The following is a 26,836-nucleotide window of genomic DNA, read 5'->3' on the forward strand; positions in this document are numbered from 1 at the left end:
CGCATCCGCCGCCCGCGTTCCATCCCGCGACCCCCTTCTGTTTCCAACCGTCGTCCTGATTGTCGTACACGCGAGACTCGATGGTCGGAGTTCGGATTGTTCGCTGTCCGGGAGCGTATCGGGCGGACCTGCCGAGGGCGGCTTCCGGTCCGGAGCCTCAACCCTTGCCCAAGGTGCGGCTCAGGAGGGGGAGGAGACGGTCCCAGTGGCGTTGCAGCCCGGCGGGATCGAAAGCGGCGGTATCGGACATGGTGAAGCCGTGGACGGTACCCGGATAGATCTCGGAGGTGTAGCCGACCCCCGCGGCGTCCAGCATATGGTCGAGTTCGCCGAGAGCGGCGGGCGTGAGATCGGTTGCGGCGTGGCCGAAGTGGATCTGCGCGGTGACAGGGCGGAAGCCGTCGGGGCCGTCGGCGGCCACGGGGGCGTGGAATGCGGCCAGGGCGGCTACCCGGCCGGGGTGGGCGGCCGCGGTGCGCGTCGCCAGGAGGCCGCCGATGCAGTAGCCGGTGACCGCGACCGGACCGGCCGGCGCTCAGAGGAGCACCGGGTCGCCTATCCGTGTGCGGCGTAATGCCGTCCCGGTAGTCATCGCCGCACAGCCTAACCCACCGCGCACGGTCATCGGTATCCGCGCGGAGCCGGTCAGCGGATACCCGGCAGGCGCACCCGCGCGACCAGGGCGCGGTGATCCGCACCCGGTAGTCCGACGGTTTCCACCGCGACCGCACGGGCCTGCGCGAGAACGATGTGGTCGATACCGACCACCGGCGGCCACCATTTGTCGGTCGGGTAGGTGACGAGATGTCCGGCGCCCGCCTGGGCGGCGGCGTCGCCGAAACGGTCCGATACCAGTGCGCGGAATTGCGAATGGTCGTGGGTCGCGTTGAAGTCGCCGCCCGCGATCACCGGCCGGTCGGCGGGGGAACGGTCGAGAATGCCGCGCAGCCGGGTCAACTCGTCGGCCCAGACCCGCGTGCCGAAAACCGGTGGTACCGGATGCAACGCGTACACCGTGACCGGCCCGGCACCGGGGATATCCACCGTCGCCGAGAGCTGGTTCAGGACGAAGCCGTCGTATTCGACGGTCTCCGACAGCGGGTAGGCGCTCCAGATTCCCGTACCGGCCGCGGTCCGGCCGGGTGAGAGGTACCGGTAGGGCAACAACCGGTCGAGGCCGGCCCGGCCGAGATCCGTCACCGCCGCCGGGGTGAGCTCGTTGACGGTGAGCACCCCGACCTCCCGTTCCCGCACCTGCTGGACCAGGGATCGGGGGTCGGCACCGTCGAACAGCAGATTGGCCTGCATGACCGTCAATTCGGGGCCGTCGCCGGTGCTCGGGTGGGCGAGATACAGCGGAGCCTGGGTGCATGCCGCGGCGGCGGCGACGAGCACCGTCACCGCCGCGCCGCGCCACTGCCGCACGGCTGCCCACACCACCATGGCGACCGGCGCGGCACCCATCAGGTACGGCGCGAGGGAGGCGGCCAGCACCAGCGGTTGAGCCGATGAGCGGCTGAAATGCAATCCCACCCCGGCGGCTCCGGCCAGCGTCGCCGCCCAGGCGAGGGCATGGATTCCGGCGCGGATCCATTTCGACATCACGGGGACAGACAAACACACCGGTGCGCGCCACCGGGCGCCGCGGCCCTGTATGCGCGTCCGGCCGATATCGCACTCGGAATACGAGCGATCCAGGGAGGTCGAGAGGCCACCCGAACGCAACCCCGCTCCGGTCGGCACGTGTTCACCCAGTGGTAAGGGGTGGGCTTGCGGAGCCGGCCGACCCCGGTGACGGGTCGGGAAGAAGACCGGGCCTACACGGTGGGCTGCGGGCATTCCGGTCGTGGTCGATGGGCCGTGCCGGTGAACGCGCCGTCGGTGTGTACGCGCGGCCGTTGTGGATTCACGCGGCTCGGACGAGGCGGTTGGCGAGGGTGGACATGGTGTAGGTGCCGATGCCCAGGACCACTTCCAGGGCGTTGCGCTCGGTGAACCCCTGTGCCCGTAGGGCTTCGAGTGCCTCGTCGTCCACCGCGCCGGCGTGCGCCAGCACTTCCAGGGTGAAGGTCCGGATGGCCTCGAGGCGCTGGTCTGTCAGCGTCCGGCCGGCGCGTAGCGCCGCGATCAACTCGGAATCCGCACCGATCTTGCGGAGTTTGCCGGTGTGCATGGCGATACAGAGGTGACAGTCGTTTCGTACCGCGACGACCATGATGACGACCTCGCGTGCCAACGGATCGAGGGTGCAGTGCTCGAAACTCTCGCTCATGGCGAGGAATCCGTTGAGCAGTTCGGGCGAGGTCGCCAACCGCGCCACGGCTTCGGGCACCGTGCCGCCCGAGCGTTGCGCGAAGGCCGCCATCGTCTGTCGTGCGGCTTCCGGGGCGGTGTCCAGGGTATGGGTGTCGAACATTCCAGCTTCCTAATATAGACAACATGGTTGACGATGAAATGGTAAACCAGGTTGTCGTTTCCGGCAACGATGGCGACCGTGGCGCCCCGCCCAGGCCCGGCTACGAGCTCCCGGTACTGCTGTTCGCGGGATTCCGCACGCTGATCGACGAGCTGCACGCCGAACTCGCCCGGCAGGGCTACCCGGATATGCGCCCCGCGCATGGTTTCGCCATGCAGGCCATCGGTCCCGAGGGGGCGACCGCCAGTGATATCGGCCGTCGGCTCGGAATTTCCAAGCAGGCGGCCGGGAAGACCGTCGACCGCCTGGTCGCCGCGGGCTACGCCGAACGCGCCGACGACCCCGCCGACGCCCGCCGCAAACTCGTCCGTCTCACTCGGCGCGGATTCGACGCGCTGGCCCGCTCCGCGGCCGTCTTCGACCACCTCCGCGCCACCTGGTCCGAACGGTTGGGTGAAACCCGACTTCGCGCGATGGAAGACGACCTACGCGCCGTCGCCGCCCCCGCCGCCTTCCGGCTCGACGCCGAGAGTTGGCTCGGTGGAATGAGCTGACGCCTTACCTCTTCGGCCGTGCCGTGCCGTGCCGTGCCGTGAGTGTGCGGGTCGGTCGTTCGGAGCCGGCCGGGTCTTCGGCCGCCGGGTTTCCGTTCCGTGTTCGATACCGCGGAGGGTGGGCCGAGGTTCCGGCGAGATCGGCGAGCGGCGCCGGTGGAAGTGGGCATCCCCTCTCCAGCGCTGGTGGGCGCGGGTGGGCCCGAGTACCGTTGCCGTGTTCCGGGCCGCTCGCGTGCCTCGGGCGGGGAATCGGGATCACTCCAACGAGGTGAGAAGAGATGGACGGACTCCGGACCGTCGTACTGGTCGCGGCCACCGTGGCCACCGGGCTGATGGCCGGGGTATTCGGCATCTACGCGGTGGCGATCATGCCCGGCCTGCGGACCACCGATGACCGCACGTTCATCGGCGCGTACCAGGCGATCGATCGCGCGATCATCAATCCGCTGTTCCTGGCCACTTTCCTGGGTGCCCTGATCCTGTCGGCCGCGGCGGCGTTGCTGCATCTCGGCGGTGCGGGCCGGTCGGTGCTGCTCTGGTCGGCGGCCGCGGCGCTGCTCTACCTGATGGCGGTGGTGATCACCTTCGCTGTGCACCTGCCGCTCAACGATGCGTTGAAGGCCGCGGGCGCACCCGCCGACCTGGCCGATCCGGCAGCGGTGCGGGAAGCGTTCGCCGAGGCGCGGTGGGTGGCCTGGAATATCGTGCGCACGGTGACGAGCACGGCGGCGTTCGCCTGCCTGAGCTGGGCGCTGGTGCTATGGGGGAAGACCCAGACCGCGAGCTGACCGCGCGGATATACGCGAGCGCTGGGCGGCCGTGTCGATACACCGCCGGGGTGGGGCCGCGCGGCATCGAGATCGCGTAGCGATCGGATACGTGCGCCCGGTCTGCTCAGCGGGTGGCGGCTCGTCGGGCGAATTCACCGACCACGGCCGTCGTCGCGGTGACGACGATATCGTCGACCCATTCCGGGATCGGGGCTGCCCGCGCGATGAAATCGCGGACCATGCCGTACGGAATGGCCTTGACCGTAGCGCTCGCGATATCCATGGCGTATTCATCGGCGGTGCCGAATTGGGCGGTGACCGCATCGCGTAAAGCGGCGTTCATCTCGTCGTTCACGGTGGTGATCGCGGCGCGCAGATCGTCGGGGCCGATCTCGAGCAGTTCGTCGCGATGGAACATTTTCATCGCGCGCGCTTCGGTGGGATGGTCACGGCAATAACGCGGCAGGTACGCCGCGGCGGCGAGTAACGGGTCGGGGCCGGTCAGTGCGTGGATGAGGCCGATATGAAAGCGACGGATCGAACGCAGCCAGAGTCTGGCGAGGAGTTCGTCGCGGGAGGCGAAACGCAGGTAGATCGACCCGGTGGGTATGCCGGAAGCGGTGCTGACCGCCGTTATCGCCGGTCGGCCGATCGCCGGGTCGGCCAGCAGATCGCGGGCCGCGTCCAGGATCTGATCGTCGGTGAAGCGCCGGGGTCTTGCCACAGGGACAGCCTAGGGCATAGTTTTAGAATATGGATTCTAAAACTGGGTTCCCGGTAGTCGGCAGCATGCTCACCTTCATCGGCGCCGCCCACACCGCGCTGGGCGTCGTCATATGGACGACCCGAGACCAAGACATGGCGCTGTCGTTCTGGTTCACCGCCTTCGGTGTCGCCGGAGCCGGTCTCGGGGTCGCGGTGATAGAGGTGGAACGAGCGCGCGGTTACGTCACCACGCCGGTCCTTGCCGCTACGGCGGTACTGGCCGGTTTCGGGCTCGCCTTCGAGCCCGTATCGGGATTCCTCACTGTTCTCGTACCGCTCGCCGTCGGTGTCCGGCACTGGCTCGGCAGGCGGAAGGCCGTCACCGCCCTGGTGTAGGGGCCGGTATCCCCGGGAGAGCGATCGACGTCTTCTCCGGTGTGGGTGGCTGTTGACGATCACGAAAAGTCTTTCACAGCAGCATTATTCAGGGACAATGAACGAGCAACGCCCCTTCGCTCCGCCCGGCACGCAGCGGCCCGTATCCGTGGTCCGGTCCCGCCGCCATGAGGACACCGCCGAACCGAGCGCCGGGTGATCGGCACCTTGCTGGCTCTCGGAGCGGTCACCATCGCCCCGACCGCCTGCGGTAGTAGCGAATCCGGTGCCCGGCAGGCCCCGACGAGCCCGTCACCGGTATCGGCAGGCCTCCGGCCCGGGAACTTTCCTGCAGGGCACGACCGGGCAAGGCGGCACCACCACCCTCAGTACCGGTGGGTCCACCCCGATCACCATGCGCCCGCTGACCTTCCACGACAATGCCGCCACCGTCGAGATATTCCCCGGTAACCCGTGAACACAGCCGCATCGTGACATGGACAAGGGAATCGACCTGTTTCCCGGACTTCGCGAACGATCGCGCGATCAGTACTACCCGCCGGCATCGGCGTGTGCCGATGCCGACGGGCCCCCGAATCCGCTCGGGTGCGCACCGGGTATCTCCTCGGTCCGGTAGCCGGGCAGGTGACGGGACCGCGTTTCCGGTGCGGTGGCCGCCGCGGCCGGTCAGCCCCGGCCGGTAACCGGTCCGCGGGCCGCACCCGGCTGGGCCCGGAGAACCTCGCTGGCAAGGAATTCGCTGCGGTGTGCCCCGGGGTCCAGCCGGCCGCGGCTGTCGTCGCGGGAGGACTGTCGCCAGATCGGGCTGTCGACGAAATGGTTGTCGAACCGTTCCTGGGTTTCCAGGATCTCGACCGGGTTCGCCAGGCCCTTGCGGATCCGATCGCCCAGCCGGAAATAGTCGAAACGTTCGATACCCGGGGTGAAGACGATCAGGACGTCCGCCGAGGAAGTCGCGGGGGCAGCCCAGGCGTGTGTCATATTCGGCGGGATCAGCAGGAAATCGCCGGCGCCGATCTCGTGGATCTCCTCGCCGGCCAGCACGCGCAAGCGCCCGTCGAGCAGGTAGAACAGTTCGGCGGAAGTCGAGTGGTAGTGCGGCGGCGGGCCATCGGCGCCAGCGGGCAGGAATGCGCGGTTCGCGCTGAGTTTTCCGCCGGTCATATCGTGGTCGGCGTAGAGCCGCACACCCATGGTGTCCAGCGTCTCGGCCTCCTCGTGCCGGACGAGCAAGGCCTTGTCACCGGTGTTCGGGGCACCGGTATCGGAATCGGTCATCGTTTGCTCCTGACGTTCTCCCGGAACCGCTCCGGGTAATGGCATAGAGATCTCGAGGCGTCCTGGTGTGACATCGAGGACACGGAGCTGCCACGGTCACCCGGATCACCATTCGAATCCGTGTGTCCCGGCGCCCACGTGTTCGGTCCGGCCGTCGCCGAGCCGGATATCGCCGGTCGCGCCGGGTGGAATCGTCACCTCCAGGTGCACCCGGTCGCCGCTGGATCGCCAGCTGCTGCGGGCGATCCCGAACGGGGTGGTGACGGATGCCGACGCATGCGTGAGGCCGCCGCCGACGAACGGCTCGACCCGGACGACGCGATAGCCCGGCTCGGCGGGGGTGATGCCGGCCAGCCCTTCGATCAGCCATCGAGCGACGGTTCCGAACGCGTAATGGTTGTGCGACCCTTTGCCGCTGCCGTCGCGACGGTAGGCCTCCCAGGTCTCCCAGGTCGTGGTCGCGCCCCGCCCCACCTGGTGCAGCCACGAGGGCGCGCTCGTCTGCAACAGCAGAGCAAAGGCCAGATCGGCGCGGTGACCGGCGGCGAGCACCGGCAGGATCATGGGGGTGCTCAGGAAACCGGTGCCGATATGGTGGTCGGCCTGCTCGATCAGCCGCGCCAATCGGGCGACCGCGGCCGGACGCTGCGATGGGGTGAGCAGATCGAATGCCAGGGCACGGACGTAATCGTCCTGCTTGTCCGCCCCGATCCGGCCGTCCGGCCGGACGAACGCGGACCGCCACGCGTCTGCGATATGTTCGGACAGCTCGGCGTAGTACTGCGCATCCTCGGCCGCGCCGATCACCTCGGCGATACGGGACAGCATCCTCGTGGAGTGCGCGAAGTAGGCCGTCGCGACCACCGGCCGATGCCGGATCAGGTCACGGGCGAGGACCGCGAACGGTTCACCGGGACGCAGCCACTCACCCCAGTGGAAGCCGGTGTCGAGGATGTAGCGCTCCTTCGCGCCGACCCGCTTGCGTAGCCACCGCGTGGGGGAATGTTTCGTCCGAGCGGTGCGCTCCAGATGACCGACCCATCGCCGCATACTGTCGTACCGGCGTTTCAATACCGCTGTGTCGCCGTAGTACCGGTACAGCGTCCACGGCAGCGCGACCACGACGTCGCCCCAGCCGACCGCGGTCGCCGTGAGCCGGGTGAGCCGGCTCGGCCCACCACTGAACGCGGACGCTTCGCTGGGCACGAACGGTGGGACGGTGCCGTCGGGAAACTGTTCGATCGCCAGATTGCGCAGATACCGGTTCAGGTAACCGTGCGCGTCGACCAGCAGGGCAGCTGTGGGCGCGAATACCTGGATATCACCGGTCCAGCCGGACCGCTCGCGAGTCGGGCAATCGGTCGGGGTGTCGGTGAAGTTCGACCGCAGGCTCCACAACACATTGCGCTGCAGCCGGTTCAGCCGCTCGTCGGAGCATTCGAAGGCGCCGGTTACCGGTAGGTCGGAGGACAGCACCACCCCCTGCACATCGCCCACCGCCAGGTCCGGCTCGAGCCCATCGACCTGGAGATAGCGGAACCCGTGAATCGTGAACCAGGTCTGGAACCGCTCGTCGTGGCTCCCGAGGATCACCTCGTCCCGCTGCGGAGCGACCTTCATCATCGGCGGCGCGTCGAGATAGGTCAGATCGACTTCTCCCGCGGACGTGAGCAGTTCGCTGTGGGTGAGCTGTACTCGCGATCCGCGCCGGCCCGACAGCCCGATCCGCACCACCCCGGCGAAGTTCTGGCCGAAATCGACGATCTGCGCACCCGAAGCCAGCCGGGTGATCGTCCGCGGGGCCATCGTCTCGATCGCGCGCACCGGTGGGAGCTCCTCCGCCACCAGTGAACGAGACGGCTGCGTCAGCACCTCGACCGGCGCCATCCGCGCGGGCGGATGGTCGTCGCGGAGCCAGTCGTCCGCGGATATCCGTAAGTCGCAGCGCTCGCCGTGCATCGGGTCCGCGGCGCGGATACGTCCCGGACCGCCGTACCAGCTCGGGCCTGTCCCGACACCGACCGTGCGGCCGTCGGCCAGCTCCAGTTCGAGCTGCGCGAATCCCGCGAGCCGGTCCCCGTAGACCGCGCGCCGGGCATTCATCCCGAGACGTCCTCGGTAGCGGCCGTCGCCGAGCGCCAGCGCGATGACATTGCGTCCGCGCCGGAAATTCCGCGAGACGTCGTAGGTTCGGTACTCGACGATCGAGTCGAACGGTGTCCATCGCGGAACGAGCGCGGGGCCGGTCAGATCGCGACCGTTGACGAAGAACCGGTACCAGCCCAGCCCGCTGACATAGGCGCGGCCGCGCACCACCTCTTCGGTCAGTTCGACCGTACCGCGCAGATATACGGCGGCATCCGGGCCGGGCAGTGTCGTAGGCGCCGCCGAAACCCAATGCGCGGACCACCAACCCGGATCCAGCACCCCGGTCTCGAACCAGGCCGGCTCGCTCCACGCCCCGCACCGGCCGTGCGCGTCCTCCAGGCACACCCGCCAGTGATACCGGCACCGCGCCCGCAAGGGTGGGCCCTGGTACGGCGCACCGAACGGCAGTGCCGACTCGACTCGCCCACTGCGCCACACCGTATCCGCGCCGAAATCCGCGGAAGTCGCTACCTCGATCAGATACGCGACCTGCGCCGCCCGGTCGTCCTCGGTAGCGGCGGGAAGCCACGAGAATTCGGGCACGGGGTTGTCGATGCCCAGTGGAGCGGTCCGGCGGTCGGTCCGGAGTCCGGTGGCGGGCAAGAGCATCGCTTTCTGCTGCGACATCGATCATTCCTCGGTGACGAAATCGGCCATCATGGACATGTCCTCGTGCTCGAGGTTGTGGCAGTGCAGCATGTAGCTACCGGGATGGTCGGTGAACCGGACGGCGATCTCGACGGCTTCGGCGGGATTCATATCGATGGTGTCCTTCCACCCGGAGTCGAACGGCCCGGGTGCGCGATTGTTGCGGGACAGCACCACGAACGGATCCAGATGTATGTGCACCGGGTGGCGGAAATCGCTGACGAAACGCCATATCTCGGTGGTGCCGAGGCGGGGACGTGCCAGCACCTGACCTGCTTCGTACGGCTGCCCGTTGATGGTCCAGCCGTGGTCGGGCCGGAGCTGGAAATGGAAATCGCGGGTGGTCACCGCCCGGCCCGGGGCCGGCGCGGGGCCGCTGCTCAAACGGTCGGGTAGCGGCGGTGAATCGCGAACCGGACCGGTGATCTCGAAACACATGACCTCGCCGGCCGGACCGCTGCCGAGCCGGTTCACCAGCCGCACCCGGGTGCCCGGGCGATACCGGGCGAAATCGACGAGGATATCGAACCGTTCGGCCGGGGCGGCGTCGATGCTGTCGTGCGGAAGCGGGCGCGTGAGCAACCCGCCGTCGCTGCCGATCTGCACCAGAGCGGCACCACCGGGTGGCGGTGGGTCCAGCTCCAGGCGGTAGCGCCGGGCGTTGGAGGCGTTCAGCAGCCGGAATCGGTAGCGGGTCGCTTCCACCGGTAGTACGGGCCAGGGGGCGCCGTTGACCAGGACGACATCACCGAGCACACCGTTCATGTAGTTTTCGGTGACGCCGTGGGCGTGCAGCCGTGGATCGGCGAGGGGGTAGCGGAACGATCCATCGGCGGCGAAGGAGCGGTCGGTGATCATGAGCGGAATATCGTGCTTCCCACCGGGCAGGCCGAGGGCGTCTTCCTCCTCGTCGCGGATCAGATGGAAGCCCGCGAGCCCCTGCCACACCATGTATCCGGTGACACCGTGACCGTGGTCGTGGTACCAGAGCGTCGCCGCGCGCTGGGCGTTCGGATAGCTGTAGTCGCGGTGGCCGTGGGCGACCGTCCGGAGGCCGGTGTGCCCGGAGTGCGCCGCGGAGTGCCCCTGCCCCACGGGCAGCGTCACATCCATCGGGTATCCGTCGCTGTCGGCCGGGGTGTGTCCGCCGTGCAGGTGGACCACCGTGGGCCGGGGCAGTTCGTTGCGATGGCGCACCACTGTCCGGCGGCCCGAGCGGGTCACGATGGTCGGTCCGGGGAAACTTCCATCGTAGGTCCAGGCCGGGGTCCGGTAGCCGGGGACGATCTCGAGTTCGGCGATCCGCTGGGTGATCTCGTAATAGTCGACGTCGGCCTCCTGCCGGGCCGGGTCGAGCACCCGGGGTATCGGTAGCGGTGACCGGAAACGGGGCGGTAGCGGTAGCTCACTGGGCAGGACGAGTTCCGGCCGCCCGGGTACCAGCAGGTGAGCGCCACCGGCCCAGCCGGCAGCGGCCACCCCGGCGACCGTCGCCGCCGTACCGAGGAACCCGCGCCGCGTCATCCGCCGCGTCATCGCGATCCCTCCGGTTCCCTCGGGGTCTGCCACCAGGCGGCGTAGGTGGTCTGCAGCACCCCCACAGTGAGCAGTACCGCCAAGGGCACATGGGCGACCAGGATCCGCTCCTCACCCAGCGGGAACAACACCCCCACGATCACCAGCTGCACCACACTCGTCAGCACCGGCCGCCAGGTCGTCAGACGCATCCGGGCACAGGTGATCGCCGCGATCGTCTGCACGACGAGCAGCAGACCGGTGAGGCCGCCGTTGCGGGCATGCGCGGCCAGCGCTTCGAAACCGCCGGACAAGAAGCTGCCCGCCAGCGCGGCCTGCATCAGGACCAGCACGGCCACGCCGGTTGTCGCGGCGCGCAACGAAAAGACCGGCCATCTCGCGGGGGCGCGTTGCGCGGAGGCCGGGGACGATACGGCGGTCACCGGATTCCGCTCAGCTTGTCGGGGTTGGTGATCGAGTAGATACCGGTGATGCGGTCTTCTCCGGGCGCGAGGTCCACCACGACCACGGCGAGCGGGCTGTCTCCGGTGAACACCAGCGCACACGGATCGTCCCCGGCCCGGCGGTAGCGGATGTCCAGTCCCGCGGGCAGGGTTGCGGCGACCGACACGAACAGCGCGGCGACCGCGTCGCGCCCCCGGACCGGCCGCAGGCTGGTCGCCGGACCTTTACCTCCGCCATCGGTCCACAGGGTCACCTCCGGCGCCAACACCTCCAGCAACGCCGGTAGGTCACCGCCCAGGGCGGCGGCAGCGAACCGCTCGGTGACCCGGGCATGCACCTCCGGCTCGGCCTTCCGGCGCGGCCGGCGGGTATGGACGTGGCGGCGGGCGCGGCTGGCCAGCTGCCGGACGGCGGCCGGGGAGCGATCCAGGATCCGCGCGATCTCCGGATGATCGAACCCGAACACGTCGTGCAAGACGAATACGGCGCGTTCCAGGGGGGACAGGGTCTCCAGCACCACCAGCAACGCCATCGACAACGACTCGGTGTGCTCGAGCGCCGTGCTCGCGTCGTCGCCGGCCACCAACGGCTCCGGTAACCACTGACCGACATAGGTCTCGCGCCTACGGTTCAGTTCGGCCCGCCGGGCCAGTGCGGTGTTCGCCGCGACCCGAACGAGGTAGGCACGGGGGTTCTCGACCGGCTCGGCCTCGGGGCGCCGATGCCGAGCCGCCCACGCCAGCCACACCTCCTGCAGCACATCCTCGGTGTCGGCAACGCTGCCGAGCATGGTGTAGACCACCGAGAACAACAGTTCGCGGTAGCCGAGAAACCGATCCGTGACCGCCTCGTCGACGGCATGCTGCGGCGTAGCCGCCATGGTGAACCTCCTCAGCCGTTCCATTGTGTTCGCGACCGAAGAGGTTCACTGCGGGCACTGTGTGACAGAGTGGACGTAATTGTGACCTACGCGACTCCGGACCAGAACCACACCTGCGGTCGAGCGAACCGGGCCGGTTACCTCACCCGTCATCCGCGGTCCAGGTAGAGCCGTTCGCAGGGCAACCGTGGCGTCCCGGCCGTGGAGGCGTGGAGCAATGTGACCGAGCCTGCCTGCCGGTTACGCCACTCCGCCATGAACAACAACGCCGCCGTCCGGCACGCCACATACTCGAGCCTTGTCCCGTGCAGGAAAATGCTCAGCTGCAGCGGGTATTCGCTGTCCACGGGACACCGAAGGTGCTGCGCCTGGACAACGGGCCGGAAATGATTTCAGCAGCGCTGCGATCGTTTTGCAACGACCGGGTCGGGATCAGCTATATCCCGCCGGGCACCCCGTGGAACAACGGCTACGTGGAATCGTTCAACCGGCGCCTGCGGGTGGAGTGCCTGAACCGCAACCACTGGACCAGCCTGCTCGAGGCGCGGGTGGTGATCGCCGATTTCAAGCATGAGCACAACCACCGGCACCGGCATTCGGCGCTGGGCTACCGGACCCCGGCCGAGTACGCTGCGGCCTGCACCCACACCCACCATCCGGTGGGCTGCGACATCAACTGAACACCGATCAAACGACACCGACTCTGAAACCGGGTGCTCGCGTTATCGGGGACTGGTCAGTCGAACCGGCCGCGCGGAAATCTACGTGGGCCGCGCCGTATCTCGTTCGGAACAGTTCGAGCCGGGCGGTCGCTCGGCTATGTGCGTTCGATCCAGAATCCCCCCTTATCGATCACGATTTCGCAGGGCCCGGCGATCGTACCGGCCTTGTATACGGCCTCGCTGAGATGCGTCGACATCAACAGCATCCACGTCTCCCACTGAGTGCTCGCCCCGCCGGGCTTCCCGGTGTCCGCTGTGACGCTTGTGTAGTAGTCGCGAAGCTGTTGCTCGGTGAACCGGAACTTCAGCGGAGGAGCGACCGGTCCCCCGACGGTGGCGGTGACTTGCAGCCTGCCTACGTCGCCGCGGCTGATTCGGTACCCGGCTTCGGTGCCGGCGCGAATAACCGATTCGATGAGTTCGTCGACGCTGGGCTCAGGCTCTGCCATCACAGCCTCCTCCGGGGGATGCGGTAACGATCACGCCGTTCGCGTTCACTATCACGGTGGGCTGAACGGTTTTGGCTATGGTTCCGGTAGCACGATTCACCAGGTAGATCTGCCCGGTATGACAATACTTGCCATCGCGGACCGGGCCGTGCCAGTCCGGGGCGTCGTGGGCCTTGGACATCGCCATATCGGCAATGTCCCGCCAGTTCCGGCCCTCGATTGCCGCCAGGTTCTCCCAGTCGCTCATATGCCGTTGTTGGATATGTCGGTATCCGCTCCTGTCGTTACCGCAGAGCAGCTTCCATTCACCGAAGGTCGTGACGACCTTGTCCTCCGGCGAGCTGGCTCCGCACGCGCCCCACGGGAAGGATGCATGAGCCACCGGACTCGGCGTCAATCCCATGATCGGTAACGCTGCCGCGGCCACGGCCGTCACAAGTACACATATCTTCAACTCGACTCCCCCTCTTGCACCGATCGGTGCCCTGCTTGACAACCTACTTTGACGGTGCAGGCACCGTTTCGGTTCCGCGTCTCTGACGCCGCGCCCGAGTACTACAGAAAACCGCTGGTAAAGCTGCTGAACGCACGGGATTCAGCTCTCGGTACGGGCCTTGCGGCGCAGGCCGACGCCCGTGCCACTCGAGCGATGGTGAAGGCGATCATGGGTGATAATCGGAGCTGGATAAAGATGGTGGGGTAAATGAGATCGCGCGAATTCATCATGTTGCTGAAGAACTTCGGCAAAGTGGAGTGGTATCGCCACGTCGGGGGGATCGATGGCGACGGGAGGGCGAGGCCACCGCTCGTGGTCTGGCGGTTCTCCGAGCCTCGGCCGGTGGAATTTGCGGCCGGGCTGCGCGGCATCGTCGAGGCCGACAGCCGCGAGGTCGATTGGTTGTTCGATACTTCTCGCCGGAACTGGGTGCTCGTGCCGAGCCGGGTGATGGAAGAGAAGCATCGTCACGGGTTTGCGGTCGAAGCGCAGGCCGTCGACCTGCTGCAGGGGGAAGATCCAGAGTTCGGCCAGCGGTCGGTGAGCGACTTCGAGCGAATCCTACGGGCTCTGGATCAACTCGTGGGAACACCGGAATAGGGGCATCTGCCGTCCTGCTCCGCCACGACGGCCACATCGTAGGGTGCGGCGACGAGCAGGAGAACCTGCCCGAGCGCTTGCCGCGCTGGTTCGGCGCAGCCCGCACATTCAGCGGTCCTCAACGGCAGCATGTGAGGAATCGACCTCGGCAAGGGGCATGTATCCGAGGCTGCCCGACAACCGGGAGCGCAAAGCGCGGGACACCGGCTGCACCGGATCATTCGTAGCGGACCGTCACCGAGGGGGTGTCGGGGACCGCCTGGCAGGTGAGGATGTAGCCCTCGTCGAGGTCGTCGTCGGTGAGGGCGTCGTTGACCCGCATGGTCGCCTTGCCCTCGGTGAGTTTGGCCATGCAGGTGGCGCAGTTGCCGGATTCGCAGGAGAACGGGGGTGCCAGTCCGGCCCGGCGGGCGCTTTCCAGCAGGGTTTCGCCGTCGCGGCGGGGGACGGACTTCTTCTTCCGGTTGAGGAAGATGGTCACCGTGCCCTCCTCGGTGCTCGCCGCGGCGGGAGGTGCGGTCGCGACGGTGTTCGCCGGTGCCGCAGCGGGTTTCGGCGGGTCGGCCGCGGGTGGGGCCGGTTTGGCCGGGCCGCCGCCGAAACGTTCGGAGAAGATCCGGCCCGGGCCCGGTAGCGCGTTCTCGACGAGTTCCATGAAGGGTTCCGGGCCGCATATATAGGCGTCACCGGCGGTGTGGGGGCCCACGAATGCGAGGACCTTCGCGGCGTCTACGTAACCGTGTTCGTCGTCGCGGTGCCGCAGGACGGTCAGGCGGCCGGGGTAGCGGGCGGCCAGTTCCGCGAGGGCGGTTTCGAAGATGGCGGAGGCGCGGTCGCGATCGGCGCACAGCAGGCGGACGGTGCGGCCGGTGGTGGCGAGGGTGGTTTTGGCCAGGGAGATGATCGGCGTGATGCCGCTGCCGCCGGCGAAGCCGAGCACCGGGGCGTCGCCTTCGCGCAGGCAGAACCGGCCGGTGGGCAGCGTCAGTTCGACCTCGTCGCCTTCGCCGAGGTTGTCGTGCATCCAGTTCGAGACCAGGCCACCGGGTACGCGTTTGACGGTGGTCGTGAATTCGGTGTCGGTGTGGGGGCAGCTGGACATCGAGTACGAGCGGAAGTACGGCTTGCCGGCGACGACCACCTTGAACGTGCAGAACTGGCCGGCCTGATAGGAGAAGGGGCCGTCGTGCGGTTCCAGCACGAAGGTGCGGGTGTCCGGTGTCTCCCGCACGATCCGGATCACCTTCGCGCGCCGGAACAACGGTGGTCTCGCCATGGCCTCCTCCTTCTGGTATTAAGATTCTATCCAGGCGAGAATGATATTCTCAAATTCGGATAGGAACGGCCATGAAGTGTGATCTGATCGGGGAACGCGGATGACGGGTCCCACGGTACTCGCCTTCGCGGAGCGCGAGTACACCCGCGCCGAGCTGGACGCGGCGGCGGACGGCCTGGCCGAGGTGCTCGCGGAGCGCGGCGTGGCGGCCGGGCAGCGGGTGGCGCTGATGTCCTCCAACCGGCCGGAATTCGTGACCGCCGTCCTGGCCGTCTGGCGGCTGGGGGCCGCCGTCGTGCTGCTGAGCCCGGCGTGGAAACGTGCCGAGGTCGCGCACGCGCTGGAGATCACGGAAGCCCGGCACGCGCTCGGCGATCACCCGGTGCTGGCCGAGCTCATGGACATGATCTCTCTGGACGATCGGGTACCGCCGGCCACCCGGAGCTTCGCCGCGCCCGACCCCGGCGGCGATGCGGTGCTCGTGTTCAGTTCCGGTACCACCGGACTGCCGAAGGCGGTGCGGCATACGCATGCCTCGTTCGCGGCGGCGGTGCGGCACTGGCGCGATGCCCTGCGGTTGGGGCCCGGCGACCGGATCCAGGTGGCGACCCCACCGTCGCATATTCTCGGCATCCTCAATATCGTCACAGCCCTCGAATGCGGCGCCCGGGTGCGGCTACACCAGCGATTCGAGCTGGAACAGGTGCTGCGGACCATCGAAACAGACAAGATCACCATCGAGATGGCGGTGGCGCCGATCGCGCTGGCCATGGCGCGGCATCCGGATCTGGAGAGCTACGACCTCTCCTCCCTGCGCTACATCATGTGGGGCGCGACCCCGGTGACGGCCAGTGTCGCCGAAACCGTCACCCGGCGCACCGGCGTGACGTGGCTGCCCGCCTACGGGGCGAGCGAACTCCCGGTGATCGCCTGCAATCCGATCGGCTCATCGCGGCTGGATTCGGTGGGTGAACCCGTGCCCGGGGTGCGGGTACGGGTGGTGTCGCTGGACGACGGGAAGCCGGTGGCGCCGGGGGTGGACGGGGAGATCCAGGTGCGTGCCGAGTCGGTGATGGCCGGCTACCTGCCCGATTCGGCGACCGCGGGGGCGTTCGACGACGGCTGGTACCGCACCGGCGACGTCGGGAATCTGGATTCCGACGGCTGGCTGCGGCTCACCGACCGGTCCAAGGAAATGATCAAGGTCCGCGGGTTCCAGGTGGCTCCGGCGGAGATCGAGGCCGTACTGCACGGCCACGACGCGGTCGCCGACTGCGCGGTGTTCGGGGTGCCCGACGGCGCGAACGGGGAGGCGATCATGGCCGCCGTCGCGACCTCGGCGCCGGTGACGGCCGAGGAACTGATGACGACCGTGCGGGAGCGGCTGGCCGGTTACAAGCGGTTGCGGCGGGTGTGGTTCGTGGACGAGATCCCCCGTCTGCCGTCCGGCAAGGTACTGCGGCGAGTGCTGAAGGAGCGGTATGGACGTCCGGCCGACGAGTGAACAGCGGCAACTACGGGACGCCGCGGCGAAACTGGCCGGCGAGCTCGGACCGGGTTCGGTATCCGATCTCGCGGACGCCCGGCGCCGCGCCCGGCTGGAGGAAGCGGTGACGGGTACGGGCTTTCGGGAACTGCGTTCCGACGGCGCCTCCGGGGTGGAGGTGGCGATCGTGGCCGAGGAATTCGCGCGGGGTCTGGTGGACGTCCCGTTCCTGGGACCGGTTCTCGCCGACGATCTACAGGGCCGGCTCGACGGAGACACCGCGCGGTGGACGGTCGCGCACGCGGGGGTCGCGATCGATGCGGCCGGCTGCGACCGGGTGCTGAAGCTGGAGGGCAGTGGGGTGTTCGCCGGGCCGGTCGGAGACGAGGTGGCGGGGGCGGATCTCACCCGGGCCGCAGGAGCGGCCGCGGGTCCGTGGGAATCGCGCGCCGATATCTCCCCCGGACACCGGGACCGCTGGCTGGCCTTGGCCATCGCCACCACCTGCGCCGATCTGGTGGGCGCGGCGCGTGGCGCGCAGCGGCTCGCGGTGGACTACGCGAAAGTCCGGGCGCAGTACGGGAAGACGATCGGCTCCTATCAGGCGATCGGGCATCTGCTGGCGGAGAGCGAGGCCCTGATCGAGGGCTCGATCAGCGTGCTGTGGCATGCCGCCTGGGCCGTCGACGAACTCGAACCCGCCGCGGCGCTGCGGGCCGCGCGGATCGCCAAGATCTATGCCGCGCGCGCCGCCCGCACCGTATGTGAAACCGCGATCCAGGTGCACGGGGGGATCGGTAACACCTGGGAATGCCTGGCGCACGTGTATCTGCGGCGGGCGCTGGTGTCTGCCGAACTGTTCCCCGTACGCCTGGAGGAGGCCGGTCGTGGACTTTCGTGATTCCCCGGAGGAGGCGGCGTTCCGGGAACGCCTGCGCGACTGGCTCGCCGAGGTGGCGGGAAAATACCCGACCTCCGGTGACGAGTACTGGGCCCGGCAGGGCGAATGGCATGCCGAGCTGTACCGGGCCGGATTCTTCGGGCTGTCCTGGCCCCGGGAATACGGCGGCCGGGAACTGCCGCCGGTGTACGACGTGATCCTGGACGAGGAACTGGCGCTCGCGGGAGCGCCGCCGCGGCCGAGCCTCGGCTATCTGATCCAGGGCCTCGGCCGGCACGCGAGCCCGCAACTGTGCCGCCGCTTCCTGCCCGGCATGATCGACGGGAGTCAGCGGTGGTGCCAGGGTTTCAGCGAACCGGGCGCCGGATCGGATCTGGCTTCCCTCACCACCACCGCCACCCGCGACGGTGACGAGTACGTGATCCACGGCCACAAGATCTGGACCAGCTATTCCGATGTGGCCGACTGGTGTCTGCTGCTGGCCCGCACCGATCCCGCCGCCCCCCGGCACAAGGGGATCTCGGCATTCGTGCTCTCGATGAAACAGCCCGGGGTGTGGCAGCGACCGCTGGAGATGATGAGCGGGGTGACCACCGAATTCGGGCAGGTCCTCTTCGACGGTGCCCGAGTACCCGCGGATCAGATGGTGGGCGCGCCCGGGGAGGGCTGGCAACTGGCCATGACCGTGGTCGGGCACGAACGCGAACCGTCCACCCTCGGATACGCCGCGCGCTACGGGAAGCTGGTGCGCCAGCTGGCCGCGCGTACCGAAGGCGCGGTCCCCGGCGAACTCGCCTGGGCCGCGGTGCAGGCGGAGATGCTGCGGCTGCACGTGCGCCGGCGGCTGTCCGAACAACTGGACGGGGTGACCCACGGTCCGCAGGGGTCGCTGGACAAACTGCTCATGACCTGGGTCGACCAGTCGGTCGGGCATGCCGCGCTCGCCGTGGCGGGCACCGGCGACCAGGAGATGTTCGGTGCCTACCTCTACAGCCGCGCGCAGAGCGTGATGGGCGGGACATCGCAGATCCAGAAGAACATCGTCGCCGCGCGCATCCTCGGATTGGGAGCCTGAAATGTACGATATGCCGCCGGAAATCGACGTCCGCGCCGACGGGCCGCTGCGGATCATCACCCTCAACCGCCCGGACACGCTCAATGCCGTCGACGATGCGCTGCACACCGGGCTGGCCCGGCTGTGGCCCCGGCTCGCCGAAGACCACGAGGCGCGGGCTGCGGTGCTCACCGGCGCCGGCAAGGCGTTCTCCGCGGGCGGCGATTTCGCGTACCTGGCGGAGCTGGGCCGCGATACGGTGCTGCGCGAGAAGACCATCGCGCACGGTCGCGATATCGTGCTCGGGATGGCGCGCTGCCGGGTCCCGGTGGTCGCCGCGGTCAACGGGCCCGCCGTCGGTCTCGGCTGCAGCCTGGTATCGCTCAGCGATATCGTCTACATCGCCGAAACCGCCTACCTCGCCGACCCCCATGTGCAGGTCGGGCTGGTGGCTGCCGACGGTGGCCCGCTGACCTGGCCGCTGCACACCAGTCTGCTGCTGGCCAAGGAGTACGCGCTCACCGGTGCGCGTATCCCGGCCGAACGCGCGCGGGAGATGGGTCTGGCCAATCATGTGGTGGCCGATCCGCTGGCGGAGGCGCTGGCCTGCGCGAAGCGGATCGCGGGAATGCCCCGCCAAGCGGTGGAAGCGACCAAGCGGGTCCTGAACATACAGCTCGAGAAATCGGTGGCGGCCACTCTGGACTACGCCACCACCGCGGAGTACCAGTCGTTCCAGACCGACGATTTCCACACGACGATCGCCCGGCTCGACTCGGGGAAGAAGTAGCTTCCGGGGGACGAATACCGCAGTGGCCATTGGTTTTCCGCTCTCTATGCTGAGCGGATGGACGCACCAGCCTGTGAGTACCACCCGTGGCCGGAATTCCGGCCGGTAACCGAATCGACATGGGAAGGAGTTCTCTCGGAGAACCAGGAGACCGGTGCGCCGGAGCTGACGTGGAAGATCTACTTCGACGGCTGGCCGAACGGGGATTCCGGGGTGGAATTCCATATCGAGTCGATCCCGTTCGCCGTATCGTCGTGGCGTGAGCTCGAAGGCGCGCAGGCCGAATGCGAAGAGTTCGGCGAGCCGATCGAGGCCTACCTCTACGACGGCGAACACAGCAATTTCGATTATGTGCGCGTCCGGGCGCTGCATCAGACCGGAACGACGGTGCGCTTCGTGATCCATCTGGGCTGGTGCGAGGTGGACCGGGTCAAAGTGGAATCGGCCGAGGAAGAGTGGGCCGATATCGATCGGCTGCGGGCGGTGGTGGATGCCGAGTTCGCGGGCATAACGGTCCACACGCCGGAGCACCGATCGGCCGATTTCATCGATACCACCGGTTTGGTGTTCGACGCTTCCGCCGGCATCTATCGGCCGTCCGGGGATCGAGCGCCCCAGCCGGATGACGAGTAGGTAGCCGACAGGGATTCCGGGCATGGGATGGTACCGGTGATCCCGGTACCGTCCTGCGGGGCGAGTACTCTCCCCGGCCGATGTTGTCGCTGCCCTCTGGTTCGATCGCGTTGTGACACAGGTCGAACAGCATCTGTTCGCGGTGATTTCGAGGCACATATCACCATCGAATCGCGAGCAGCTCACGCCACGTCTGTGAGCATCGCGGCCGGCCCCGGCGCCCCGCTCATATCGCCGCGCTGGTGGTTACCGGAGCGCTGCCGCGATGGTGTCGACCCGGTTGGTCCAGACGAAACCGGTGAATCCCGGAGGTATCCGGTCGAGGGATTCGGGAGTGTCGAAGCCCTCGGAGAAACCGCCGGAACCGGCGACCAGCACGATTCTGGCATCCGCGTCGGCCATGCGTTCGGCGAACTGTTCCGGCCAGCCCCACAGCACGGGCACGTAGCCCTCGGGAATATGCAGTTGCGTGTGGTGGCAGGCGGCGGGGGCCGCGCCGGCCCAGCCCACCGCCTCGTACCCGCCCAGGCAGTCGACCATGATCTGCTTGGACATGACGCGCATATCGGGCAGGCGTTCGCGGATGGCTGCGATCGGCTTGTCGCCGCCGTAGACGGTGAGCCGGTCCGAGTTCTCCCCGGCCAGTTGCTCGGCCAGGGCCGCGCCTTCCGCGGGATCGTTGCTCTTGATATCGATCAGCAGCGACTGGGTGGGGAAGGCGGCGAGTACTTCCTCGAGGGTGGGCATGAGACCGACACCTTTCCCCCGGAAAGGATAGGTTTTGCCGCCATCGGCGGTGTAGCCGTATCCGATATCGAGTTTCCGCAGTTCGTCCATGGTGTAGTCACGGGTGGTGCCGGTGCCGTCGGTGCGGCAGTCGAGTGTCCAGTCGTGGAAGACCGCGAATTTGTCGTCGGCGGTCCAGTGGACGTCGAACTCCACCTGATCCGCGCCTGCGTCGAAGGCGGCCCGGATCCCGGCAATGGTGTTCTCCAGGTAGCCGTGGACCGGTGGGTTGATACGCGAGGCGGTGCAGGTGTCCGCCTCGATACCGTCCATGGGGTAGGTCTGTGCCATGCCGCGGTGTGCGAGCACCGACGGTCGCCCGCCGGGATCGGCGGCGGCGGGTGGCGTTGTGGTGTCGGCGAACAGGAATCCCGCCAGCAGTGTGCTCACCATGAGGGGCATCCAGTAGCGCTCGGTCTTCCATTGCCGCCGCGGGGTGGACAGCGAAACATATCCGGGCTCGGGCATGCCGGTATCCTGGCACATCTCCGATGTGGCCGGCGAGTACGAGATGAACTTCGATACCCTTGTGCCGCAAGGGTTCACGATCGAATTGCCGGGGGATCCGCTCATTTCGGGCAGGGAAAGCGCAGCAGGCTCCCGTGATCCTGCGGCGCACCTGCCCGATGCATGTATTCGAACCGAATCACGGGTGTCGAAAGAGCTTGGATGGCAGTCTGATACATGTGACGGGTGTAGACGCTGGGTTCTGGGTCCGGATACTCGGGGTCGTGCTCGGGCCGGGGCAGAAGGTGTACCGGATGTGGCGGCCGAGTACCGAGCGAGAATCGATCGCGCTGCTGTCGGATCGATTGGCCGGCAAGGTCAAGGAAGAAGAGGAAAGGTTACAGCGGGAGCTACGGGCCGAGGGCCGTTCGTTCATGAACGTGAAGTTCACCGCCGCTCCGCAACCCCGCCGAGGCAATAAGGCCCTGAAGAGCGCCGAGGTCGGGAAGATCGCCGATTACTTCGTGTTGCCGCCCGAAAGACACCGGCACCGGCTGGTCGTACTCGGTAAGGCGGGGAGCGGCAAAACGGTGGCCGCCACCTATCTGGTGACCAAGCTCCTGGACAAACGGTGGGATATCGCCGAAGGACAGCGCGCCGAGGAACCGGTACCTGTGCGGGTCAATGCCGCGGGCTGGGACGGCAGAGCGGAACTGGACCGGTGGCTGACCACCCGGCTCGGCATCGACTACCGCCTGCCCGCCAACGTCGCCCAGGAAATGGTCGAACGTGGCCTGATCCTGCCCGTGATCGACGGCCTCGACGAAATGGACCCCGACGACGAGGACAGACCCCGCGCTCGCGCGTTGCTGTATCGGCTCAATCACGCTCCGTGGAGGCACCGGCCCGTCGTGGTCCTGTGCCGATCCACCGAATTCGAGCGCCTGACCGATATCAGTCGGGACAACGGACTGCACGGTGCCACCACGATCACCCTGCAGAAATTGCCCACCGAACTGGTGATAGACCACCTCACCAGCTACGAGCACGATATCGGCACCCGCGACACGGCTTGGGCCGATCTCACGAACCATCTCCGCGACCACCGCGACGGCCCCTTGACCGAGGCACTGAAGAACCCTTGGTTGCTCGATCTCACCATTACCACCCTGAGCGACAGACCGGACACCGCCGCACGGCTCATCGCCTGTACCGATATCGATGCCGTTCGCGGAATCCTTTTCGCCGCACAGGTTCCCGCCGCTGTCGCAACGACCGGTGGTAGCGAGAAGTACCGCGACTACACCAGCGACAACGTCGAGAAGTGGCTGCAGTCCCTGGCCCGATGCCTCCGGCGGCGCCGCCACTCCGGCAGAGACGGCACCGCCATCAGACTCGACGAAATCTGGGAAATCGCCGGATCCGCCCGCGCCCTGCACGCGATCGCGGTCGGACTCCTGGTGGGAGTCACGGCCGGGCTCGGCTTCGGGCTTGCGGGTTGGCTCGCGCGCGGGCTCGTGGTCGGGCTCGTGCTCGGGCTCGGGTCCGCGTCCATGGGCGGGCTCATCGGCGGGCTCGTGGCGTGGCGCAGCCCAGCCTCTCTCCCGGCTCGTGTGGCTTGGAGCGTGCCCGGCAGATCCCGCTGGAAAGAATGGCTCGGGAGCGGGCTCATGGGCGGGCTCATCGCCGGGTTCACGGTCGGGCCCGCGGTCGGGCTCATGGGCGGGCTCGCAGTGGGGCTCGTGGGCGGGCTCGCGACCGGACTCATGGTCGGGCTCAGAGTCGATCCGGAAGAACGATTGGCTCTCGTGGTCGACGAGCGGCGACTTATTCGCGACGACGCCCGAGCCGCAGCCGTTACTGCCGTTGCCTTCGGTCTCGTGGTCGGGCTCCTGTTCGGGCTGAACACCGGGCTTCCGGCCGGGTTCGACACCGGCCTCGCGTTCGGGATGGCGGGCGGCCTCACAGCTGGGCTCGGGGGCGGGCTCGCGTTCGGGATCGCGACAGGCCGGTTCTACGTCGCCGCAATCGTTTTCCTATTTACGAAGGATTTCCCGAAGAAACCCGGCCTGTTCCTCGACTGGGCCCGCCGCAATGGCCTGCTCCGGGTCAACGGCATCGCCTATCAGTTCCGGCACGAGACCTATCAGCAATGGATCCACGCCCGCGCCCGGTCCGGCGAAGTCGCCGCGGTTCCCGCTGCGGACAGCGCCGAACTTCGGTGAGGATCGCTCGGAGAAGGCTTTCGGAAGAGCGAGTGCGGTGTCGGCGGGCGCGGTGTGCCGACCTTCGGGATGACCTCCGGAAGGGGATCGAGCAGTTCACCGCGATATCGTCCGGACACAGGTCTGGGGCCGGGCCGAGATAGCGACTGCGCCGGTCCATCCCGGACGCCGCACCGGGGGTGCGGGCTCGCTCACTTCGGCGGGAAACGCAGGGCACCGTCGAGGCGGATGACTTCGCCGTTGAGGTAGTCGTTCTCCACGATCGACTGCACCAGCTGCCCGTACTCCGGGGAGCGGCCCATCCGCTTGGGGAACGGGATCTGCGGGGACCAGTACTGCTCGAGCTGGTCGGCTGCCTTGCCGTAGGCGGGGGTGTTGAAGGTACCCGGGGCGATGGTCACCACGCGGATGCCGAGCGGGGACAGATCGCGGGCCGCGACCAGGGTCATCCCGATCACGCCGCCCTTGGCCGCGGAGTAGGGCAGTTGGCCGATCTGGCCTTCGTATCCGGCGACCGAGGCCGTGTTCACGATGACTCCGCGCGAACCCTCTGCGGTGGGTTCGGATTCGGCGATGGCCGCGGCGGACAGCCGCATCACGTTGAACACCGCGATCAGATAGAACTCGATGGTGGTGCGGAATCCGTCGAGGGCCAGCGGCGAACCGTCCTTACCCACCAGCCGGCCTCCGCTCGCCGGGCCGCCGTGCGTATCGACCGAGATGCGCAGTGGGCCGAGGGATTTCGCTTCCGCTACGGCCGCCCGGACCGACTCCTCGCTGGTGGCGTCGGTGTGCACATAGCGGATACCGAGTTCGTCGGACAGTTGTTCGCCCTTGTCGTCGGCGATATCGGCCACCACGACCTTGGCGCCGGCCGCGTGCAGGCGCCGGACCGTGGCCTCGCCCAGGCCGCCCGTGCCACCGACGACAATCGCCGAACTTCCCTCGATCTGCATACCGACACCCTCTCTTGCGATTACCGCTCTCTAATTGAGAGAATACTATTCTCATGTATATCGGCAAGATCGTCGACGTGGGGGAAACCGGAGAGAACTGATGCCTGAAGCCGTGATCGTATCCGCGCTGCGCACCCCGATCGGTACCGCCGTGAAGGGAACCCTGCGCGAAACCACCGCCTTCGACCTCGCCCACCGTGTGGTCGAGGCGACGACGAAACAGCTGGAAACCGATGCGCCCGTCGACGATGTGATCCTGGGTGAGGGCCGGTACGGCGGCGGAGTGATCGCCCGGCACGCCGCGATCACCGCGGGACTCACCGGTGTGCCCGGTCTGGCGCACAACCGGCACTGTGCGGCCGGGATGGCGGCCGTGCAGACCGCGGCGGCCGGTATCCGGGCCGGAATGGACCGGCTGGTTCTCGCCGGTGGGGTGAACGCGGACTCCACCGCGCCCAGGACGCGGTTCCGCACCGGTCCCGGCGAATGGGCCGATCCGTGGACCTCACCGTCGCATCCGGACCGGCCGGACGCGCCGAACCTGGACATGTCGATCACCGTCGGCTGGAACACCGCGGTGAAATCCGGTATCTCCCGGGAGGAGCTGGACGCCTGGGCGCTGCGGTCGCATCGCCATGCGGTCGCGGCGATCGACGAGGGCCGGTTCGCCGACGAGGTGGTACCGATCGATACCCCGTTCGGGCAGTTCGCGGTGGACGAACATCCCCGCCGCACGACCACCCTGGAAAAGCTCGCGTCGCTGAAGGTACTGCACCCCGAGATCGAGGGATTCTCGATCACCGCGGGCAACGCGGCCGGCGCCAACGACGGAGCCGCCCTGCTCACCGTCGCCAGCGACGAACTCGGTCTGCCGGCCCTGGCCACGATCCGGTCCTGGGCCTCGGTGGGGGTGGACCCCGCCGATACCGGCCTGGCGCCCATCGAGGCCATCACGAAAGCCGCCCGGAAGGCCGGTATCTCGCTGGGCGAGGTGAAGCTGTTCGAGATCAACGAGGCGTTCGCGTCGGTACCGATCGCGGCCGTCCGGGCGCTGGATCTGGACCCGGACCTGGTGAACGTGAACGGTAGCGGCTGCTCTCTCGGGCATCCCGTGGCCGCCACCGGCGCGCGGATGATCGTCACCACGGTGCACGAATTGCGCCGGCGCGGCGGTGGACTGGCGCTTGTCGCCATGTGCGCCGGCGGTGGAATGGGGTCGGCGACAGTCCTCGAGGTCGCCGCGCCGTGAGAGTTCCGGAGTGACGACGCGGGGGAGCGGAGGGGCGGTGGAGTGAAGAATCGAGACACCGCCGGCCCCGGTCCGCACCAGACCGCAGCCGGCGCCATGGCACTGATCACCGCAGCCCGCGCCGGGTCGGTACGGGCGGCGGGCCGGCTGCTCACCTTGATCGAGGGCGACCGGCGCGAGGAGGTGCTGGAACTGTTGGCGCCCGCGCCGATCCGGGTGCTCGGGTTCACCGGCCCTCCCGGCGCCGGTAAATCCACGACCATCGCCGCGGTGGTCACGGTCTACCGCGCGCAGGGCCTGCGAGTGGCCGTACTGGCCGTGGACCCCTCCTCGCCCTACAGCGGCGGCGCTCTGCTCGGCGACCGGATCCGGATGGCCGCCCATATCGACGATCCGCGGGTACTCATCCGCTCGATGGCCACGCGGGGCCATCTGGGTGGGTTGTCGGCCGCTGTGCCGGCGGCGATCCGATTGCTGGCCGCCCTGTCCTACGATCTCGTGGTCATCGAATCGGTGGGGGTCGGGCAGTCGGAGACCGAGATCGCCGCGGTGGCCGATCCGACCGTCGTGGTGCTGACCCCGGGCGCCGGAGACGCGGTGCAGGCGGCGAAAGCCGGACTGCTGGAGGTCGCCGATCTGCTGCTGGTGAACAAAGCCGACCGGCCGGGCGCCGAACAAACCGTCCGCGATCTGCGGGCGGAATCCGGCGCGCCGATCCACACCGCCGTCGCCACCACCGGTACCGGTATCCCCGAGCTGGTGGCGGCCATCGACGATCATCACCGCGCCGATACCGCGGAACGCCGGGCCGCCCGCGCCCGTTCACAGATCCTGTCGCTCGCGCACAGCAGGCTGCGCTCCCATCCCGGCCTCGATCTTCTCGCCGCCGAGGTCGCCGCCGGGCGGCGTGATCCCTACACCGCAGCGGAACTGCTGGCACCGTGAGCCGCGGAACCACCGGGCGTGGTGACAGTCGATGCCGGCGGCG

Annotated in this window: 26 protein-coding genes and 2 pseudogenes; 14 read left to right on the forward strand and 14 right to left on the reverse strand. The window is 68.1% G+C overall.

What is annotated here, in order from left to right; translation table 11 throughout:
- Positions 1-157: 157 nt before the first annotated feature.
- The 3 genes and pseudogenes from ACYR7D_RS16965 to ACYR7D_RS16975 form a co-directional block, all read right to left on the reverse strand.
- Positions 158-508, reverse strand: a pseudogene (locus ACYR7D_RS16965) (dienelactone hydrolase family protein); the annotation flags it as partial.
- Positions 509-645: 137 nt separating this feature from the next.
- A complete protein-coding gene (locus tag ACYR7D_RS16970) occupies positions 646-1,602 on the reverse strand; it encodes an endonuclease/exonuclease/phosphatase family protein (RefSeq protein ID WP_459550194.1) in 957 nt (318 codons plus the stop codon).
- Between the two features lie 304 nt (positions 1,603-1,906).
- On the reverse strand, positions 1,907-2,416 hold the full coding sequence (locus ACYR7D_RS16975) for a carboxymuconolactone decarboxylase family protein (protein ID WP_459545549.1): 510 nt from the start codon (positions 2,414-2,416) through the stop codon (positions 1,907-1,909).
- A 23-nt stretch (positions 2,417-2,439) separates the two neighbouring features.
- Between ACYR7D_RS16975 and ACYR7D_RS16980 the strand changes: the two genes are divergently transcribed.
- Positions 2,440-2,970 carry a MarR family winged helix-turn-helix transcriptional regulator gene (locus ACYR7D_RS16980; RefSeq protein WP_459545550.1) on the forward strand — a complete coding sequence of 177 codons (531 nt, stop codon included), beginning with the start codon at positions 2,440-2,442 and terminating at the stop codon, positions 2,968-2,970.
- 281 nt (positions 2,971-3,251) lie between these two features.
- A complete protein-coding gene (locus ACYR7D_RS16985; protein WP_459545551.1) occupies positions 3,252-3,761 on the forward strand; it encodes an anthrone oxygenase family protein in 510 nt (169 codons plus the stop codon).
- Between the two features lie 106 nt (positions 3,762-3,867).
- Here the strand turns inward: ACYR7D_RS16985 and ACYR7D_RS16990 are convergent, their stop codons facing one another.
- Positions 3,868-4,467, reverse strand: a complete 600-nt coding sequence (locus ACYR7D_RS16990; RefSeq protein ID WP_459545552.1) for a TetR/AcrR family transcriptional regulator — start codon at positions 4,465-4,467, stop codon at positions 3,868-3,870.
- Between the two features lie 29 nt (positions 4,468-4,496).
- Here ACYR7D_RS16990 and ACYR7D_RS16995 point away from each other — a divergent pair, with 29 nt between their 5' ends.
- A complete protein-coding gene (locus ACYR7D_RS16995; RefSeq protein ID WP_459545553.1) occupies positions 4,497-4,844 on the forward strand; it encodes a DUF6463 family protein in 348 nt (115 codons plus the stop codon).
- Positions 4,845-5,109: 265 nt separating this feature from the next.
- Positions 5,110-5,301, forward strand: a complete 192-nt coding sequence (locus ACYR7D_RS17000; RefSeq protein ID WP_459545554.1) for a hypothetical protein — start codon at positions 5,110-5,112, stop codon at positions 5,299-5,301.
- A 209-nt stretch (positions 5,302-5,510) separates the two neighbouring features.
- Here ACYR7D_RS17000 and ACYR7D_RS17005 read toward each other — a convergent pair whose 3' ends face one another.
- The 5 genes from ACYR7D_RS17005 to sigJ all read right to left on the reverse strand — a co-directional run bounded on the left by ACYR7D_RS17005 (position 5,511) and on the right by sigJ (position 11,778).
- Positions 5,511-6,122: a cupin domain-containing protein gene (locus ACYR7D_RS17005; protein WP_459545555.1), complete on the reverse strand. Its 612-nt coding sequence runs from the start codon at positions 6,120-6,122 to the stop codon at positions 5,511-5,513.
- A gap of 105 nt (positions 6,123-6,227) precedes the next feature.
- Positions 6,228-8,897, reverse strand: coding sequence for an alpha-L-rhamnosidase (locus ACYR7D_RS17010; protein WP_459545556.1), 2,670 nt, complete (start codon positions 8,895-8,897; stop codon positions 6,228-6,230).
- A gap of 3 nt (positions 8,898-8,900) precedes the next feature.
- The gene (locus ACYR7D_RS17015) at positions 8,901-10,454 is read right to left on the reverse strand and encodes a multicopper oxidase family protein (protein WP_459545557.1); all 1,554 of its coding nucleotides are present in this window, start codon (positions 10,452-10,454) and stop codon (positions 8,901-8,903) included.
- Positions 10,451-10,876, reverse strand: a complete 426-nt coding sequence (locus tag ACYR7D_RS17020; protein ID WP_459545558.1) for a hypothetical protein — start codon at positions 10,874-10,876, stop codon at positions 10,451-10,453. Before ACYR7D_RS17020 ends, ACYR7D_RS17015 begins: the two co-directional genes overlap by 4 nt.
- Positions 10,873-11,778: an RNA polymerase sigma factor SigJ gene (gene sigJ / locus ACYR7D_RS17025; RefSeq protein ID WP_459545559.1), complete on the reverse strand. Its 906-nt coding sequence runs from the start codon at positions 11,776-11,778 to the stop codon at positions 10,873-10,875. The genes ACYR7D_RS17020 and sigJ overlap by 4 nt, the downstream gene beginning before the upstream one ends.
- Before the next feature lie 317 nt (positions 11,779-12,095).
- On the opposite strand from sigJ, the pseudogene ACYR7D_RS17030 reads away from it, so the two are divergent.
- Positions 12,096-12,458, forward strand: a pseudogene (locus tag ACYR7D_RS17030) (integrase core domain-containing protein); the annotation flags it as partial.
- A 137-nt stretch (positions 12,459-12,595) separates the two neighbouring features.
- Here the strand turns inward: ACYR7D_RS17030 and ACYR7D_RS17035 are convergent.
- Positions 12,596-12,949, reverse strand: coding sequence for a hypothetical protein (locus ACYR7D_RS17035; RefSeq protein WP_459545560.1), 354 nt, complete (start codon positions 12,947-12,949; stop codon positions 12,596-12,598).
- On the reverse strand, positions 12,936-13,385 hold the full coding sequence (locus tag ACYR7D_RS17040; RefSeq protein ID WP_459545561.1) for a hypothetical protein: 450 nt from the start codon (positions 13,383-13,385) through the stop codon (positions 12,936-12,938). The genes ACYR7D_RS17035 and ACYR7D_RS17040 overlap by 14 nt, the downstream gene beginning before the upstream one ends.
- A 267-nt stretch (positions 13,386-13,652) precedes the next feature.
- Here ACYR7D_RS17040 and ACYR7D_RS17045 point away from each other — a divergent pair, with 267 nt between their 5' ends.
- A complete protein-coding gene (locus tag ACYR7D_RS17045; RefSeq protein WP_459545562.1) occupies positions 13,653-14,045 on the forward strand; it encodes a hypothetical protein in 393 nt (130 codons plus the stop codon).
- Between the two features lie 217 nt (positions 14,046-14,262).
- Here ACYR7D_RS17045 and ACYR7D_RS17050 read toward each other — a convergent pair whose 3' ends face one another.
- Entirely contained in the window at positions 14,263-15,321 is a 1,059-nt protein-coding gene (locus ACYR7D_RS17050; RefSeq protein ID WP_459545563.1) for a 2Fe-2S iron-sulfur cluster-binding protein, read from the reverse strand.
- Positions 15,322-15,421: 100 nt separating this feature from the next.
- Between ACYR7D_RS17050 and ACYR7D_RS17055 the strand changes: the two genes are divergently transcribed.
- From ACYR7D_RS17055 to ACYR7D_RS17075, 5 genes are read left to right on the forward strand one after another with little or no spacing between them, the layout of a single operon-like run.
- On the forward strand, positions 15,422-16,825 hold the full coding sequence (locus tag ACYR7D_RS17055; protein ID WP_459545564.1) for a class I adenylate-forming enzyme family protein: 1,404 nt from the start codon (positions 15,422-15,424) through the stop codon (positions 16,823-16,825).
- Positions 16,803-17,708, forward strand: coding sequence for an acyl-CoA dehydrogenase family protein (locus tag ACYR7D_RS17060; protein WP_459545565.1), 906 nt, complete (start codon positions 16,803-16,805; stop codon positions 17,706-17,708). Before ACYR7D_RS17055 ends, ACYR7D_RS17060 begins: the two co-directional genes overlap by 23 nt.
- A complete protein-coding gene (locus ACYR7D_RS17065; protein ID WP_459545566.1) occupies positions 17,695-18,783 on the forward strand; it encodes an acyl-CoA dehydrogenase family protein in 1,089 nt (362 codons plus the stop codon). Before ACYR7D_RS17060 ends, ACYR7D_RS17065 begins: the two co-directional genes overlap by 14 nt.
- Before the next feature lies 1 nt (position 18,784).
- Entirely contained in the window at positions 18,785-19,552 is a 768-nt protein-coding gene (locus ACYR7D_RS17070) for an enoyl-CoA hydratase/isomerase family protein (RefSeq protein WP_459545567.1), read from the forward strand.
- A 57-nt stretch (positions 19,553-19,609) separates the two neighbouring features.
- The gene (locus ACYR7D_RS17075; RefSeq protein WP_459545568.1) at positions 19,610-20,185 is read left to right on the forward strand and encodes a hypothetical protein; all 576 of its coding nucleotides are present in this window, start codon (positions 19,610-19,612) and stop codon (positions 20,183-20,185) included.
- Positions 20,186-20,431: 246 nt separating this feature from the next.
- Here the strand turns inward: ACYR7D_RS17075 and ACYR7D_RS17080 are convergent, their stop codons facing one another.
- Entirely contained in the window at positions 20,432-21,439 is a 1,008-nt protein-coding gene (locus tag ACYR7D_RS17080) for a glycerophosphodiester phosphodiesterase family protein (protein WP_459545569.1), read from the reverse strand.
- 218 nt (positions 21,440-21,657) lie between these two features.
- On the opposite strand from ACYR7D_RS17080, the gene ACYR7D_RS17085 reads away from it, so the two are divergent.
- Entirely contained in the window at positions 21,658-23,643 is a 1,986-nt protein-coding gene (locus ACYR7D_RS17085) for an NACHT domain-containing protein (protein WP_459545570.1), read from the forward strand.
- Positions 23,644-23,834: 191 nt separating this feature from the next.
- Here the strand turns inward: ACYR7D_RS17085 and ACYR7D_RS17090 are convergent, their stop codons facing one another.
- Positions 23,835-24,599 (reverse strand): SDR family NAD(P)-dependent oxidoreductase, encoded by a 765-nt coding sequence (locus tag ACYR7D_RS17090; RefSeq protein ID WP_459545571.1) that lies wholly within the window; start codon positions 24,597-24,599, stop codon positions 23,835-23,837.
- A gap of 100 nt (positions 24,600-24,699) precedes the next feature.
- Between ACYR7D_RS17090 and ACYR7D_RS17095 the strand changes: the two genes are divergently transcribed.
- Together ACYR7D_RS17095 and ACYR7D_RS17100 are read left to right on the forward strand one after the other, a co-directional pair.
- Positions 24,700-25,848: a thiolase family protein gene (locus ACYR7D_RS17095; RefSeq protein WP_459545572.1), complete on the forward strand. Its 1,149-nt coding sequence runs from the start codon at positions 24,700-24,702 to the stop codon at positions 25,846-25,848.
- Positions 25,849-25,944: 96 nt separating this feature from the next.
- Entirely contained in the window at positions 25,945-26,793 is an 849-nt protein-coding gene (locus ACYR7D_RS17100; protein WP_459550195.1) for an ArgK/MeaB family GTPase, read from the forward strand.
- Positions 26,794-26,836: the final 43 nt, after the last annotated feature.

The organism is Nocardia sp. X0981, from assembly GCF_977089955.1.